This is a genomic window from Allobosea sp. LjRoot9, assembly GCF_964252745.1.
Taxonomy (GTDB): Bacteria; Pseudomonadota; Alphaproteobacteria; order Rhizobiales; family Beijerinckiaceae; genus Allobosea.
Genome location: NZ_CAXUPC020000013.1, coordinates 18,616 through 32,903, shown reverse-complemented (window position 1 = coordinate 32,903; position 14,288 = coordinate 18,616). Strand labels below are relative to the sequence as shown.

Genomic DNA, 14,288 nt, shown 5'->3' with positions numbered 1-14,288 from the left:
GATCACCCTTCCGCCGGCACGAAATCCATCGCGACGCCGTTCATGCAGTAGCGCAAGCCCATCGGGGGCGGGCCGTCGGGGAAGACATGGCCGAGATGGCCGCCGCAGCGGGCGCAATGCACCTCGGTGCGCGTCATCATGAAGCTGCCGTCCTGACTCGTGCCGACTGCGCCTTCGAGCGGTTGGTCGAAGCTCGGCCAGCCGGTGCCGCTCTCGAATTTGGTGCCGGCCTTGAACAGCGGGTTGCCGCAACCGGCGCAGATGAAGGTCCCAGTGCGCTTCTCGTAGTTCAGGGCGCAGGAGCCGGCGCGCTCGGTGCCATGGCCGCGCAGCACGCGGTACTGTTCGGGGCTGAGCTTCGCGCGCCATTCGGCGTCGGTCAGCGTGACCTCGAAGGTCTCGGTTTGCGTCGTCTCGCTGCCGAACATGCTCATCAGGCCCATATCCGTCTTCCTTTCGTCGCGAGGGTCGATCCATCGCCCCATACTCGTTCGACGACCAATATGGCGATTGTGGCGCGGATTTCAGCCGGGCGCGACCTCAAACATGGTCACGATGTTGTCGTTCCCGGCCGTCTCTTCCTGGCAGCTACCCTTGACCTCAGGCGTTGTCGCCGGCGATCGCGGCAATGACCGCGTCGGTGACCTGCCGCGTCGTCGCTTTGCCCCCGAGATCTGGCGTGTGGAAGCTCTTATCGGCGGTGACGCGCTCGATCGCGCGCATCAGCCTCGCCGACGCGGCCGGCTCGCCGAGATGGTCGAGCATCATCGTTGCGGTCCAGAATGTGCCGATCGGGTTGGCGATACCTTGGCCTGCAATGTCGAAAGCCGAACCATGGATCGGCTCGAACATCGAGGGGAAGGCCCGCTCGGGGTTGAGGTTGGCGGTCGGTGCGATGCCGAGCGAGCCGGCGAGCGCTGCGGCCAGATCCGACAGAATGTCGGCATGGAGGTTGGTCGCGACGATGGTGTCGATGCTCTGCGGCTTGATCACCATGCGCATGGTCATGGCGTCGACCAGCATCTTGTCCCAGGTTACATCGGGAAACTCGGCCGCGACCTCGGCCGCGATCTCATCCCACATCACCATGGCATGGCGCTGGGCGTTCGACTTGGTGACGACGGTCAGCAACTTGCGCGGCCGGGACCGGGCGAGGCGAAAGGCATAGCGGATGATGCGGGCGACGCCCGAGCGCGTCATCATCGAGACATCGGTCGCGACCTCCTCCGGGAAGCCCTTGTGCACGCGCCCGCCGACGCCGGCATATTCGCCCTCCGAATTTTCGCGCACGATCACCCAGTCGAGTTCCGGGCCCGATACCGAGCGCAGCGGCGACGTGATGCCGGGCAGCACGCGGGTCGGCCGGACATTGGCGTATTGGTCGAAGGGTTGGCAGATTGCGAGCCTCAGCCCCCAGAGCGTGACATGGTCTGGCACATCGGGCGCGCCGACCGCGCCGAAGAAGATCGCGTCATGGCCCTTGATCTGCTCGCGGCCATCTTCCGGCATCATCAGCCCGGTGCGCTTGTAGTAGTCCGAGCCCCAGTCGAAATGGTCGAATGCGAAACCGAAGGAGCCGTCGCGTCCGGCCAGGGCCTGCAGCACCTCGACGCCGGCCGCGATGACCTCGACGCCGATGCCGTCTCCGGGGATCGCCGCGATCCTGTAGGTCTTCATGATGCTGCCTCCGATCCGATGTGAGCCCCATGTCTTTGCGGCGCAAGCAGCCCGGGAGTCAACATTGCATTGCAGCTTCCATGGAAGATGTTACGCTACCGGGATCGGAGGACGGAATGCAGGCTGGCTTGAAGACGATCGATCAGGCGAATGACCGGGCGCCGAGCCTGGTCGACAGCGCTTACGCGGCACTGAAACACGCCATTCGCGAGAGCGTTTTCGCGCCAGGCTACCAGGCTTCGGCCGGCGAACTGGCCTTGCGCCTCGGCGTCAGCCGCACGCCGGTGCATGAGGCGGCGCTCAGACTCCAGGAGGAGGGGCTTGTCCGCATCGTCCCGAAGCGCGGCATCCTGATCTGTGCGCTGGCACCCGACGATATCCGCGAGATCTACGAGGTGCTGATCGCGATCGAGGCGAGCGCGGCTGAGCTCGCGGCGGGGCTTCCGGAGGCCGAGCGGCTGCTGATGGCGCAGGATCTGGCGCGCGAGACCGACGCCATGGCGCGAGCGCTGGACGCAGGCAACCTCGCCGATTGGGGGCGAGCCGATGAGGCCTTCCACCGCATCCTGGTCGAGCGCTGCGGCAACAGCCGCTTCGTCCGCATCATCCAGACGGTGAACGACCAGTCGCATCGCGCCCGCATGCTGACTTTGCGCTTGCGTCCGCGCCTGCCGATTTCGACTGAGGAGCATCGCGCCACCATCGACGCCATTCGCGACGGCGCGTCTGAGGCCGCCCGCGAGGCGGCCCGCCAGCACCGTGTCAGGGCGCGCGACGAATTGCTGCCGCTGATCGAGAGCATCGGCCTGCGTCATCTCTAAAGCGGTTTTCGATCCAGTCGGATCGTTCAACAGCTCCAGCTCTTTGTTTTAACGCGTTTTCTTCACGCGAACCGGTGACCACTTCGCTCAAAAACACTCTGGACCACCGCATCAGACCTGAAGACCGCGACGAACGCGGCTGATCAACCTGGGAGGACATCCATGCGACGCCTGCTCCTGGCCGCTTTGGCCGCATTCTCGCTTGCCGCTGCGCCTGCGCTCGGCCAAGCCTATCCCTCGCGTTCGATCACGATGATCGTGCCCTTCGCGGCAGGTGGCCCGACCGACATCATCGCCCGTATCGTCGGCGATCATATGGGCCGCACGCTGGGGCAATCGGTCATCATCGAGAATGTCGCGGGTGCCGGTGGCACGACAGGCTCGCTGCGCGTCGCCAGAGCCACGCCCGATGGCTACACCATCATGATGGGCAATCTCGGCACGCATTCGGCCTCGGTCGGGCTCTATCCCAATCTTGCTTATGATCCGCGCACCGATTTCGCTCCGGTGATCAACACGGCCGGCACGCCGATGCTGATCGCGGCGCATAAGGACTTTCCGGCCAATACACTGCAGGAGTTCGTCGCGCTGCTGAAGGCCAATCCGGACAAATACAATTACGGGCATGGCGGCATCGGCTCGACCTCGCATCTGACCTGCGTCTATTTCCATCATCTGATCAAGGCGCCGGTGCAGCAGGTGCCGTTCCGCGGCTCCGGCCCGGCGATGAATGCACTGATCGCAAAACAGCTCGACTATGTCTGCGACCAGACCGTCGGGATCGTGCCGCAGCTCACCAATCTCAAGGCCTATGTGGTGGCGACGCCGAAGCGGCTGGAAGTCGCCAAGGACGTACCGACGAGCGCGGAGGCCGGCCTGCCCGAATTCCAGGCGGTTGGCTGGAATGCGATCTTCGCACCGAAGGAAACGCCGCGCGAGATCGTCGACAAGCTCAATGCTGCCGGCCGCGCGGCGCTGGCGGATGCGGGCGTGCGCGCCCGGCTGCTCGAGCTCGGCTGCGAGATTCCAGACGAGGCGGGGCGGAGCTCGGCTGCGCTCGGCGCCCATGTCCGCGCCGAGGTCGACAAATGGACGCCGGTGATCAAGGCGGCCGGCGTCACCGCGCAGTAGACGCTCGTCACCCAACCGTCACGCGACTCCTCTAGTCGGCTCGCCATCACCACGGGCCGACCAAGGGGCTTCAGACGATGCAGACGGCGCGCGCGGTTCGGCGGGAGACGGCATCGGGGCTGACCTCGGCGGTCCATCGCAACAAGCCGCTCTCAAAGGCGGGAGTGCTCGAACGCATGTTCACGCTCGCCTTTTCCGGCCTGGTCTATCCGCAGATCTGGGAAGACCCGGTTGTCGACATGGCGGCGCTGCAGCTCAAGCCCAGCGACCATGTCGTCGCCATCGCCTCGGGCTCCTGCAACATCCTGTCCTATCTCGCCGACGATCCCGGCCGGATCAGCGCGATCGATCTCAACGGCGCCCATATCGCGCTCGGCAAGCTCAAGCTTGCCGCCTTCGCGCGGATGCAGGGCCATGACGAGGTGCTGCGCTTCTTCGGGCAGGCGCAGTCGCGCAGCAATGTCGCGTTCTATGACAGCGAGATCGCGCCGCATCTCGACCCGGTCTCGCGCGCCTATTGGGAGGGGCGCGGCCTGAGCGGACGGCGCCGCATCAATCTCTTCGCACGCAATTTCTATCGCTACGGCCTGCTCGGCCGCTTCATCGGGGCGGGCCATCTGCTGGGGCGCACGCTCGGCTGCGATCCGCGCGTAATGCTCAAGGCGCGCAGCATGGACGAACAGCGCGTGCTGTTCGACAGGCATCTCGCGCCGGTCTTCGACAAGCGCCTGGTGCGCTGGCTGGTGCGCCAGCCGGCTTCGCTCTACGGGCTCGGCATTCCGCCGGCGCAATACAAGGCGCTGGCCGGCGATGGCGATGACGGCATTCGCGGCGTGCTGCGCCACCGGCTGGAGCGGCTCGCCTGCGGCTTCGATCTCAAGACCAACTACTTCGCCCGCCAGGCTTTCGGGCGCGGCTATGAGCCTGGGCCGAATGCGGCCCTGCCGCCTTATCTGCAGCGCGGGAATTTCGCCGCCGTGAAGGCGCGGGCGGACCGCGTCGCCTATCATCAGAGCGCGATCACCGCTTTCCTGGAGCGGCAGCCGGCCGAGAGCTGCGACGCCTATGTGCTGCTCGACGCGCAGGACTGGATGAACGATGCCGATCTCACCGCGCTCTGGTCCCAGATCACGCGTACGGCCAGGCCCGGCGCGCGGGTGATCTTCCGCACGGCGGCCGATGAGCGCCTGCTGCCCGGCCGCGTGCCGGAGGCGACCCTGGGGCAATGGCATTACCAGGAGGCGCGCAGCCGCGAGCTCGGCGCGCAGGACCGCTCCTCGATCTATGGCGCGTTCCACCTCTATGTTCTGCCGGAGCGCGGCGCGTGAGCCTCGAGCTGCCGCGCGGCGAGGCGGCCGGGCTGATGGACGCGATGTATCGGCATCAGCGCCATATCTACGACGCCAGCCGGAAATTCTATCTGCTCGGTCGCGACGAACTCATTGCCGGGCTGGCGCCGCCGGCAGGCGGCAGCATCCTGGAAGTCGGCTGCGGCACCGGGCGCAACCTGATCAAGATTGCGCAGGCCTATCCCGGCCGGCCCTGTTACGGGCTCGATGTCTCCTCCGAGATGCTGGCGACTGCGCGACAGGCCGTCATGCGGGCCGGGCTCTCCGAGCGCATCCACCTGGCGCAGGCGGATGCGACGGCGTTCGACGCGCAGGCCTTGTTCGAGCAGGCGGGTTTCGAGCGGATCGTGATCTCCTATGCGCTCTCGATGATCCCGCCCTGGCAGGGCGTGGTGCGGCAGGCATTGCGCTCGCTGACGCCGCATGGCGAATTGCACATCGTCGATTTCGGCGATCAAGCGGGCCTGCCCACGCCGTTCAGGGCGGTGCTCAATCGCTGGCTCGCGTTGTTCCATGTCACGCCGCGCGCCGATCTCGCCATGGTGCTGGATGAGATCGTGCAGACTGAAGGCGCGGTGGCGAAGACCACGCCGCTCTATCGCGGCTATGCCGTGCAGGCGGTGGTGCGGCAGGGCTCAAGCTAGTTCGGGTTGGATTGGCGGTGTGGTTCCGTTCAGTGCCGGGTTTCGGTCTCGCGTTCGCCGGTCATGCCCTCGACCGTGATCGCGGTGCGCTTGGGCATGCCGATGATCCGGCCGATCGTGGCGGGCAGCGGCATCATGCTGTGGGACGCCTTCATCAGCGCGAGATTGGCCAGGATGTCGGGCGGGAAGGGCGTGACCTTGCGGCTCGTCATGTCGACATGGAGCGAGAGGTTCTCGCTGGTAGCGGCGAGCCAGCCTTCATGGGCGTGGCGCATTTCGAGATAGTAGTGCAGCCGCTTATCGTCGAAGGCGATGAGTTGCGCCGTGACACGGACCTGGTCGCCCTCGGTCAGTTCGCGCTTGTAGAGGACATGGCATTCGGCCGTGAAGCAGGAGGCGTGGCGTGTCTCGAGATAGTCCTGGTTCAGCCCGACGAGCGAGAACACCTCGTCGACGGCCCTGTCGAACAGCACATGATAATAGGCCATGTTGAGATGGCCATTATAGTCGATCCATTGCGGCTCGACCCGCATGGCCGACGAGACGAAGGGTGCGAAGAACAGCGCGGGAGCGCGGATATCGTCTTTCACGGTCGCCCTCCCTACTCAACGCCACACCGACGGGGGCAGCCCGTCCGCGACACGTAGATGATGATCAATCCGCAACCGCGTCATTGCGGCTGCCCATTCCGTGTCGGCATGGTCTACTATGCATCAATCCTGTTTGCCGTCAGCCCGGCGGTGGGGCAAGAGAGCATTCTTCGCCATGCTGGTGTCGAGATCGTGACCATCTGCGAAACCGAATAGTTCCAAGTCTAAGCGCTAGAACCGGATGTTGACAATGAGCTTGCCCGCCGCTGCCCTTCATGACACCCCCGCTTCCGCCGCAACGCTGCCGCCTTCGCCCGAGGCCGTCGCGGCCGTGACGCGCGCTCTGGCGGCCGCTTTCGGCAACCGGCTCGTCACCAGCCTGGCGGTGCGCCAGCAGCATGGCCATACTCTGACCTGGATCCCGAACCAGCCGCCCGATGCCGTCGTGTTCCCCCAGAGCACGGAAGAGGTGGCCGAGGTCGTCAAGCTCTGCGGCGCCCATGGCGTGCCGGTCATCGCGTTTGGCACCGGCACCTCGCTGGAAGGCCATGTCAACGCGCCGTTTGGCGGCGTCTGCGTCGATATGAGCCAGATGAAGGAGATCATCGCCGTCCATGGCGAGGATCTCGACTGCGTGGTCGAGGCCGGCGTGACCCGCAAGGAATTGAACGAGAACCTGCGCGATCAGGGCCTGTTCTTCCCGATCGACCCCGGCGCCGACGCCTCGATCGGCGGCATGGCGGCGACGCGGGCCTCGGGCACCAACGCCGTGCGCTACGGCACGATGAAGGATAATGTCCTGGCTTTGACCGCCGTGATGGCCGACGGCTCGATCGTGAAAACCTCGACGCGGGCGCGGAAAACCTCAGCCGGCTACGACCTCACCCGCCTGCTCGTCGGCTCGGAAGGCACGCTCGGCATCATCACCGAGGTCACGCTGAAGCTGCACGGCATTCCCGAGGCGATCTCGGCCGGCGTCTGCCCGTTTCCCTCGGTCAAGGCGGCTTGCGATGCGACCATCGTCACGATCCAGTCCGGCCTGCCGGTGGCGCGCATCGAGCTGCTCGACGATGTGATGATCCGCGGCGTCAACCTGCACTCCAAGCTCGGCCTGCCCGAAACCACCATGCTCTTCGTCGAGTTCCACGGCTCGGAAGCCGGTGTGAAGGAGCAGGCGGAGCGTTTCGGCGAGATCGCGGCCGAATATGGCGGCGGCCCGTTCGACTGGGCGACCAAGGCCGAGGACCGCTCAAAACTCTGGCAGGCGCGGCACGATGCCTATTGGGCTGCCAAGGCCTTGCGGCCGGGCTTCGATTCCGTTGCCACCGATGTCTGCGTGCCGATCTCGCGATTGGCTGAATGTGTCGAGGAAACCAAGCGCGACATCGACGCCATGGGCCTGATCGCGCCGATCGCCGGCCATGTCGGGGACGGCAATTTCCACACCCAGCCGATCGTTGATCTGAACGATCCCGAGGAGGTCGCCCGCAGCCAAGGCTTCATCGACCGCCTGGTCAAGCGCGCGCTCGCCATGGGCGGCACCTGCACCGGCGAGCATGGCGTCGGCCAGAAGAAGATCAAATACCTTGAGGCCGAGCATGGTGCGCCGGCGCTCGCGGTGATGCGGACGCTGAAGCGCTCGCTCGACCCGCAGAACATCCTCAACCCGGGCAAGATCATCGCGCTGTGAGACGTCGTGGCCGCGCAGGGCTGCTTCCCGGGAGCGAAATGTCGTGATCTTGCCGCGACTTGGCGGCATGATCACGAGGCCTGACATGCCGAAGCTTGACATGCCTGGACCCGAAACGACGAGGACACAGCCCGCCGTTGCGTGAGACTCTGACAGTCCTGGCCGGCCTGCTCGTGCTGGCGCTGCTTGCCGCCTTGATCGGACCGGGCTTCGTCGACTGGCGCGGCTACCGGCCGCAGATCGAGGCGCGGCTCAGCTCTGTGCTCGGCGTCGAGACGCGCGTCGCCGGTGGCATCGGCTTGCGCCTGTTGCCGTCGCCGCGCCTGACCCTGAGCGATGTCCGGGTCGGCGGCGCGCCCGAGGCGGCGAGCTCGGTCGCCGTCGAGCAGTTGACCGTTGAACTGGCGCTGTCGGCCCTGGCGCGCGGCGAATTCCGCTTCGCCGACGCGCAGGCCGAGGGCGCGACGCTCTCCATCGTCGTCGACGATGCAGGGGCTGTCCGTCTCCCGGCAAGCGTTGGCGGTGGCCTGCCGGCGCATACCAGCCTCGACAAGCTCAGTATCCGGCGTTCGGCGCTGATCTGGCGCGATGCCGGCAAGGCGCCGGTGACGCTGATGCCCGTGGCGGCCGAAGTCTCCGCTGTCAGCCTCGCCGGGCCCTGGCGGATCGAGGGCGAAGTCGCGGGCTCGTCGCTGCGCATCACCACTGGCGCGATCGAGCCCGATGGCCGGTTGCGCGCCAAGGCCTCGATCACGGGCGACGCCATCCAGATCGGCTTCGACGGCAATTTCCTGCTCCCGGCCGTTCAGGACGGCGTAAACGCCGGGCTGGAGGGAGCCTTCACGCTGTCGCCTGGCGGCGCGCTCAGCCTGGCCGGACGCGTCAGCGGCGGCAGCAAGCAGCTCGACCTCGCCGGCCTGGTGCTCGACATTGGCGGCGGCGCGGCGCGGCTCGAAGGCGAGGGCCAGTTTTTTCCAGCGGGCGGGACAGGCTCGCTGGCGCTCAGGGCGCGCCGGCTCGACCTCGATGCGCTGATGAAGGCGCTCTCCGAACGTGCCGGTTTCGAGCACTCGCTCCACGCACTGCCCGGCCCGTTCGATATCAGCCTCGACCTCGACCAGTTGATCTGGCGCGGTGAGGATTTCTCGGCTTTCGGGCTGCGCGGGCGGCTCGACGAAGGCGGCTTGAGCAGCGCCGCCGCTTCCGTCCGGGTCGCGGGCACGCTGGTCGGGGCGACCGGTGCCGCGGATGCCAAGGGTATCGCCGGACGTCTCAACCTCAAGGCCGAGGATTCCCGCCGAGTTGCGCTCGTGCTCGCACGAGCCGGGCTCGACCCGGCTTTGGCCGATCTCGTCGCGGGGCTGGGCCAGATCGACGCCGAGGCGGTGGGCGCCTGGGATGGCGGGCGGGTCGCCTTCGAACGCCTGCTGGTGACGGGCTCGTCTGGGCTGAGGCTGGAGGGCTCCGGCGATATCGTGGCCGATCGCCTGGCGGCGAAGCTCGCGCTCAATGGTCTCGACCTCAACATGCTGCCTCCGGCCGAGAGTTTTGCGGGGCTCGTCGGCGGGCGCGATCTCGCGCTCGATCTCGCCTTGACCAATGCCCGCTTCCGCAATGCGCCTGCGGGCTCGGCCAGCCTCGATCTGCGCCGCGAGGGCGCGGTCTGGCGGCTCAGCCGGCTTGCGATCGAAGGCTTCGGCGGCGTCGCGGTCACGGGCTCGGGCGCGTTGCTGGCCGAGGGCGGCGAGATCTCCGGCCGTATGCGTGCGCCGCGCTTCGAGACATTAGCCGCGCTGGCTGGTCCGCTGCTGCCGGAACTGGCCCGGCAAGCGCTGGCGCGCGCAGGCGACGGGCTCTCCCGGCTGGATGCGAGCTTTCGCCTGACACGCTCAGTCGGAGGCGAGACCGGGATCGCAGCTGAAGGCACGGCGCAGGCCGGTGCGCTTGCGCTCAATGGCCGGCTCGCCCCTTCCGGCGCATGGCGCAATGCCGGTTTGCGCTTCGACGTGACCGACCGGCGTCAGGTCTTCGCGGCGCTGGGTTTGCCCGCGCCGCTGCTCGGCGGCCCCGGCCGTTTCACCCTGGAGCAGCAGCCCGGCCGCTTGATGGGTTCGCTCGCAGGGCCCGGCCTTTCCCTGGTGCTGGAAGGCGAGGGGGGCAATGCCGCGCGGTTGAGCCTGCAGGCGGACCGTCCCGGCCAGATCCTGCCCGAAGGGCCGGCGCGATTGATGCCGGACGGGCTGTTCGATGCGAGTGGTCGCGTCGGCTTCAACCCCGACGGTGTCGTGCTCGATGATCTCGTCGCCAATCTCGGCGGCGTCAGCGCGAAGGGGGCTGTCCTCCTGGCGCGCGATGGCGGGTTGTCGGGCCGGCTGTCGCTGCCGGGCCTGGATCTGCGTGCCCTGCTAGGCGGCGCGCTGGGTGCAAGCCCGGCGGCGCCGGGCTCGACTTGGTCAACCGCCCGTTTTGGACCTGTCGTCGGGCTCGGCGATCTCAAACTCGCAATCGAGGCCGCCTCGCTCATTGCAAGCGATGGCGTCACGCTGCGCGATGCCCGCTTCACGTTTCAGGCCGACCGTGACGGGGCGAGCATCGAGGATCTGACGGGAGCCTATGGCGGCGGCACCCTATCGGGCCGCGTCGCGTTGCGCCGCGAGGGCGGGCTGGCGCAGCTTTCGGGCCGTATCGGGCTGACGCAGCTCGATCTCGCGGCGCTGACGAATGGTGCGCTCGGCGGCAAGCTGTCCGGCCAGGTCGAGGCCGGCGGCTCCGGCGAAAGCCCGGCGCGGTTGATCGCTGGGCTCGGAGGAGCCGGCTCCGTGACGCTGACCGGCGCCAGCCTGTCGCGCTTCGACCCGGCGGCCTATTCGCGCGTCATTGCCGGAACGGGCGAGGACGCCTCCGAGAGCGAGGCGGCGCGGCTGCAGGGCCGTCTCGGCGAGGCGCTCGACGGTGGCGTCTGGGCGCTGGGGGACGTGACCTTGCCCTTCACGCTGGCCGGCGGGCTCGCGCGGCTGCAGCCATTCAGCTTCGAGCGCAGTGGCCTGCGCGCGGAGACGACCGGGCTCATCGACCTGCGCGCCCTGACCGCTGATCTGCGGTTGGGCCTGCGGCCGCTTGGAGGCTTGCCGAAGGGCTGGCCGACCGATGCGCCGCAGATCGGCGTCACCTGGCGCGGACCGCTCTCGGCGCCGCAGCGCGAGACCGATGTCGGGGCGCTGTCCAATGCGGTTGCCGCCCGTGCCCTGGCGCGCGAGATCGAGCGCGTCGAAGCTTTTGAGGCCGATGCGCGTGAGAGGGCGGCGAACTCGCGGCGGCTCCGAGCGGAGCGCGAGATGCGCGAGAACGAGCGCAAGCTCGCCGAGTTCGTCAAGGCCGAGGAAGAGCGCAGGCTCGCCGAGGAGAAGCGGGCGGAGGAGGCAAAGCGCCTCGAGGAACTGCGTCGCGCAGCCGAAGAGAAGAAGGCCGAGGACAGCAAGCGAGCCGAACAGGCCCGGCAGGAGCAGGAGGGGCGTGGCCGGTCCGAGGCCGAGGAGCGTGCCCGGGCGGCTGCAGCTCGCGGGGCGCTGCAACCGCCACAGCCCGGCCCGCTGGTGCTGCCCAGTGCGCCGCGCGCGAATTTTCCGGAACCCGAGCTTCAGCCGGCGAGGCCGGGCAACGCAGTGCCGCCCCTGCCACCTCCGATGGTGATCGAATCCGTGCCGCGGCCGCTTTCGCGCAGCGTCCAGCCGAACTGATTCAAGTTCTTCCCAGCCAGTTCTTGGCAGCAAGTTCTTGGCAAAGTGATTCAAGTCGCTGACGGCTTGATTCAATATGGCGCTGCAAGACGCTGGGATCGCACTGCTTTTGGTTGTCGTGGCGCTCACGATCCGGCGGCGAGCCGGCGGTAATGTGCGAGCACATGCAGGCGCAGCGCCGAAGAGAGGTTGTTGCCCTCACGCCGGGAATCGATCTCGACGATCAGGGCTGTCATCGTGCGCCCCTCGGCTGCCGCGATCTCCTTCAGGGCGGTCCAGAACGGATCCTCGAGCGAGACGCTCGTACGGTGGCCGGCGATGGAGAGCGAGTGCTTGCGCTCGCGGCTCATCGCTTTGGGGCGTCGCCGTCGAGCCGGTGGCCGTCGAGTTCCCGGGTGGCCTTGCCGCGCTCGGCCTCGCTCAGGCTGCGTTCGGCCTTGCTGCGGCCGAAGGTGATGCGGTTCTGCTGCGCCTGATCCTCGGCGTCCTGCCGGGCGCGCTGCTTGCGGGCGCGGCGGAGATTGATGATCTCGGCCATGGCGCGCTCCGCGCTCAGGCGGGCCCGAGCATCAGCTCGGGCCTGACCGTCGCGTCGAATAATTCGCCCGACACACCGGCGCGCAGGGCCTCCTCGCGCAGGGTCGTGCCGTTGTGATGGGCGGCCTTGGCGATGCCGGCGGCCTGGTCGTAGCCGATGGCGGGCGCCAGCGCGGTGACCAGCATCAGCGAGCGCGAGAGCAGCTCCGTCAGGCGGTCCTCATTGGCGACGATGCCTTCAACGCAATGGGCCTGGAAGCTCGCGGCCGCGTCCGCCAGCAGCCGGACCGATTGCAGGAAGGCGCTGGCGATCACCGGCTTGAACACGTTCAGCTCGAAATGGCCCTGGCTCGCAGCGAAGCCGATCGTCGCCTGATTGCCATGGACTTGCGTCGCCACCATGGTCAGCGCCTCAGCCTGGGTCGGGTTGACCTTGCCGGGCATGATCGAGGAGCCGGGCTCGTTCTCCGGCAGGCTGATCTCGCCAAGCCCCGAACGTGGGCCGGAGCCCATCAGGCGGATGTCGTTGCCGATCTTGAACAGGTCCGACGCCAGCGCTGCGAGCGCGCCATGCGCCGCGGTCAGCGCGCCATGGCTCGCCAGGGCCTCGAACTTGTTGTCGGCGGTGCGGAAGGGCAGGCCGGTCAAGGCGGTGACTTCCTTGGCGAAGAGCACGGCGAAATCGTGATGGGTGTTGAGGCCGGTGCCGACCGCCGTGCCGCCCTGCGCCAGCGCGTAGAGGCCACCAAGCGAGGCCTCGATGCGGCCGATGCCGAGATGGATCTGCGCGGCGTAGCCTGAGAATTCCTGGCCGAGCGTGACCGGCGTCGCGTCCTGGAGATGGGTGCGGCCGATCTTGATCAGGTCCTTGAAGGCCTCGGCCTTGGCCTGCAGCGCCTTTTCGAGGTTGCGCAGCGCCGGCAGCAGCAGCCGGGAGAGTTCGAGCGCGGCAGCGATATGCATCGCGGTCGGGAAGCAGTCATTCGAGGATTGGCCGCGATTGACGTGGTCATTGGGGTGGACCGGGCTCTTCGCGCCGAGGTCGACGCCGAGAAGCTCGTTGGCGCGGTTCGCCAGCACCTCGTTGACGTTCATATTGGTCTGCGTGCCCGAGCCGGTCTGCCAGACAACCAGCGGGAAATGCCCGTCGAACTTGCCACTGAGCGCCTCGTCGGCCGCCTGGCCGATCGCGCCCGCGACACGCTGCTCGACCAGGCCGAGGCGCGCATTGACATGGGCGGCGGCCTTCTTGACCAGCACGAGTGCGTGGATGAGCGGCAGGGGCATGCGCTCGCGCTCGCCGCCGATGCGGAAATTCTCGAGCGAGCGCTGTGTCTGAGCGCCCCAGTAGCGATCGGCAGGCACGGCGATCGGCCCGAAGGAATCGGTTTCGGTGCGGGTCTCGGACATGGGGAGCGCCGTCAGGTTTTCGGGTGGGTCAGGTCTTCTTGTGCGTCAGGTCTTCTTGCGGAAGGCGTCGAGGCTGACGACCTGCGCGCTGCCGGCCTCTTCACCCTCGTCCGTCTCGGCCTTCTTGGCGCTCGCCTTGCCGGATGTCTTGGCTGCCGGTTCGGCATCCCGCTCCGCGGGCTTGAGCTTGAGGGCGGGGACGCCGGCGGGCGTCACCTTGGCGGGCAGGGCGATGGGGGCGGGCGGGGAGACGCTTGGCTCGGAGCCGGCACCGCGCGGCGCCTTGCCCGTGCCTGGCGCGTCGTCCTCGACCGCTGCGCCTTCGACGGTGTCCTGTGCCTCGAATTTCAGGCCGAACTGCACGGACGGGTCGAAGAATGTCGTGATCGCGTCGAAGGGAACCAGCAGGCGCTCGGGCACGCCAGAGAAGGACAGCCCGACCTCGAAGGAATGTTCGCTGACGTTCAGATCCCAGAACTGGTGCTGGAGGACGATCGTCATCTCCTCCGGATGCTTGTCGCGCAGGCGCTGCGACAGCCGCACGCCGGGCGCGGTGGAACGGAAGGTGACATAGAAATGATGGTCGCCGGGCAGGCCGTCGCGGCCGGCCTCGGTCAGAATCTTGCGCACGACGCCCTTGAGTGCCTCCTGCACCATGAGATCGTAGCGAAGAATATCCTTTGCCATCGTGTCGAGAATCCG

General features: G+C 67.5%; 14 protein-coding genes. 7 read left to right on the top strand and 7 right to left on the bottom strand.

What is annotated here, in order from left to right; translation table 11 throughout:
• Positions 1-2: 2 nt before the first annotated feature.
• Both msrB and ACSQ3P_RS29610 read right to left on the bottom strand, forming a co-directional pair.
• Entirely contained in the window at positions 3-434 is a 432-nt protein-coding gene (gene msrB, locus ACSQ3P_RS29615) for a peptide-methionine (R)-S-oxide reductase MsrB (protein WP_436169014.1), read from the bottom strand.
• Positions 435-600: 166 nt separating this feature from the next.
• Positions 601-1,677, bottom strand: a complete 1,077-nt coding sequence (locus ACSQ3P_RS29610) for a tartrate dehydrogenase (protein WP_436169013.1) — start codon at positions 1,675-1,677, stop codon at positions 601-603.
• 116 nt (positions 1,678-1,793) lie between these two features.
• Between ACSQ3P_RS29610 and ACSQ3P_RS29605 the strand changes: the two genes are divergently transcribed.
• The 4 genes from ACSQ3P_RS29605 (at position 1,794) to ACSQ3P_RS29590 (ending at position 5,622) form a co-directional block, all read left to right on the top strand.
• Positions 1,794-2,498 (top strand): GntR family transcriptional regulator, encoded by a 705-nt coding sequence (locus ACSQ3P_RS29605; RefSeq protein ID WP_436169012.1) that lies wholly within the window; start codon positions 1,794-1,796, stop codon positions 2,496-2,498.
• A gap of 162 nt (positions 2,499-2,660) precedes the next feature.
• A complete protein-coding gene (locus ACSQ3P_RS29600; RefSeq protein WP_436169011.1) occupies positions 2,661-3,629 on the top strand; it encodes a tripartite tricarboxylate transporter substrate-binding protein in 969 nt (322 codons plus the stop codon).
• A gap of 77 nt (positions 3,630-3,706) precedes the next feature.
• A complete protein-coding gene (locus ACSQ3P_RS29595; RefSeq protein ID WP_436169010.1) occupies positions 3,707-4,957 on the top strand; it encodes a DUF3419 family protein in 1,251 nt (416 codons plus the stop codon).
• Positions 4,958-5,001: 44 nt separating this feature from the next.
• Positions 5,002-5,622, top strand: a complete 621-nt coding sequence (locus tag ACSQ3P_RS29590) for a class I SAM-dependent methyltransferase (RefSeq protein ID WP_436169145.1) — start codon at positions 5,002-5,004, stop codon at positions 5,620-5,622.
• A gap of 29 nt (positions 5,623-5,651) precedes the next feature.
• Here the strand turns inward: ACSQ3P_RS29590 and ACSQ3P_RS29585 are convergent, their stop codons facing one another.
• A complete protein-coding gene (locus tag ACSQ3P_RS29585; RefSeq protein ID WP_436169009.1) occupies positions 5,652-6,212 on the bottom strand; it encodes a thioesterase family protein in 561 nt (186 codons plus the stop codon).
• Positions 6,213-6,269: 57 nt separating this feature from the next.
• Here ACSQ3P_RS29585 and ACSQ3P_RS29580 point away from each other — a divergent pair, with 57 nt between their 5' ends.
• The 3 genes from ACSQ3P_RS29580 to ACSQ3P_RS29570 all read left to right on the top strand — a co-directional run bounded on the left by ACSQ3P_RS29580 (position 6,270) and on the right by ACSQ3P_RS29570 (position 11,639).
• Positions 6,270-6,428, top strand: coding sequence for a hypothetical protein (locus ACSQ3P_RS29580; protein ID WP_436169008.1), 159 nt, complete (start codon positions 6,270-6,272; stop codon positions 6,426-6,428).
• A gap of 34 nt (positions 6,429-6,462) precedes the next feature.
• The gene (locus ACSQ3P_RS29575; protein ID WP_436169007.1) at positions 6,463-7,902 is read left to right on the top strand and encodes an FAD-binding oxidoreductase; all 1,440 of its coding nucleotides are present in this window, start codon (positions 6,463-6,465) and stop codon (positions 7,900-7,902) included.
• A gap of 137 nt (positions 7,903-8,039) precedes the next feature.
• Positions 8,040-11,639, top strand: coding sequence for an AsmA family protein (locus ACSQ3P_RS29570; protein ID WP_436169006.1), 3,600 nt, complete (start codon positions 8,040-8,042; stop codon positions 11,637-11,639).
• A 125-nt stretch (positions 11,640-11,764) separates the two neighbouring features.
• On the opposite strand, the gene ACSQ3P_RS29565 is transcribed toward ACSQ3P_RS29570, so the two are convergent.
• The 4 genes from ACSQ3P_RS29565 to ACSQ3P_RS29550 are packed head-to-tail and all read right to left on the bottom strand — an operon-like array spanning position 11,765 to position 14,273.
• Positions 11,765-11,989 carry a ribbon-helix-helix domain-containing protein gene (locus ACSQ3P_RS29565; RefSeq protein WP_436169005.1) on the bottom strand — a complete coding sequence of 75 codons (225 nt, stop codon included), beginning with the start codon at positions 11,987-11,989 and terminating at the stop codon, positions 11,765-11,767.
• A complete protein-coding gene (locus tag ACSQ3P_RS29560; RefSeq protein WP_436169004.1) occupies positions 11,986-12,177 on the bottom strand; it encodes a DUF4169 family protein in 192 nt (63 codons plus the stop codon). Before ACSQ3P_RS29560 ends, ACSQ3P_RS29565 begins: the two co-directional genes overlap by 4 nt.
• Before the next feature lie 14 nt (positions 12,178-12,191).
• Positions 12,192-13,586 (bottom strand): class II fumarate hydratase, encoded by a 1,395-nt coding sequence (fumC, locus tag ACSQ3P_RS29555; protein ID WP_436169003.1) that lies wholly within the window; start codon positions 13,584-13,586, stop codon positions 12,192-12,194.
• Positions 13,587-13,631: 45 nt separating this feature from the next.
• The gene (locus ACSQ3P_RS29550; RefSeq protein ID WP_436169002.1) at positions 13,632-14,273 is read right to left on the bottom strand and encodes an SspB family protein; all 642 of its coding nucleotides are present in this window, start codon (positions 14,271-14,273) and stop codon (positions 13,632-13,634) included.
• Positions 14,274-14,288: the final 15 nt, after the last annotated feature.

What these genes read in the sequence shown, in the direction of transcription:
- msrB (WP_436169014.1), bottom strand. Translation starts at nt 434, where the DNA reads ATGAGCATGTTCGGCAGCGAGACGACGCAAACCGAGACCTTCGAGGTC.
- ACSQ3P_RS29610 (WP_436169013.1), bottom strand. Translation starts at nt 1,677, where the DNA reads ATGAAGACCTACAGGATCGCGGCGATCCCCGGAGACGGCATCGGCGTC.
- ACSQ3P_RS29605 (WP_436169012.1), top strand. Translation starts at nt 1,794, where the DNA reads ATGCAGGCTGGCTTGAAGACGATCGATCAGGCGAATGACCGGGCGCCG.
- ACSQ3P_RS29600 (WP_436169011.1), top strand. Translation starts at nt 2,661, where the DNA reads ATGCGACGCCTGCTCCTGGCCGCTTTGGCCGCATTCTCGCTTGCCGCT.
- ACSQ3P_RS29595 (WP_436169010.1), top strand. Translation starts at nt 3,707, where the DNA reads ATGCAGACGGCGCGCGCGGTTCGGCGGGAGACGGCATCGGGGCTGACC.
- ACSQ3P_RS29590 (WP_436169145.1), top strand. Translation starts at nt 5,002, where the DNA reads ATGTATCGGCATCAGCGCCATATCTACGACGCCAGCCGGAAATTCTAT.
- ACSQ3P_RS29580 (WP_436169008.1), top strand. Translation starts at nt 6,270, where the DNA reads ATGATGATCAATCCGCAACCGCGTCATTGCGGCTGCCCATTCCGTGTC.
- ACSQ3P_RS29575 (WP_436169007.1), top strand. Translation starts at nt 6,463, where the DNA reads ATGAGCTTGCCCGCCGCTGCCCTTCATGACACCCCCGCTTCCGCCGCA.
- ACSQ3P_RS29565 (WP_436169005.1), bottom strand. Translation starts at nt 11,989, where the DNA reads ATGAGCCGCGAGCGCAAGCACTCGCTCTCCATCGCCGGCCACCGTACG.
- ACSQ3P_RS29560 (WP_436169004.1), bottom strand. Translation starts at nt 12,177, where the DNA reads ATGGCCGAGATCATCAATCTCCGCCGCGCCCGCAAGCAGCGCGCCCGG.
- fumC (WP_436169003.1), bottom strand. Translation starts at nt 13,586, where the DNA reads ATGTCCGAGACCCGCACCGAAACCGATTCCTTCGGGCCGATCGCCGTG.
- ACSQ3P_RS29550 (WP_436169002.1), bottom strand. Translation starts at nt 14,273, where the DNA reads ATGGCAAAGGATATTCTTCGCTACGATCTCATGGTGCAGGAGGCACTC.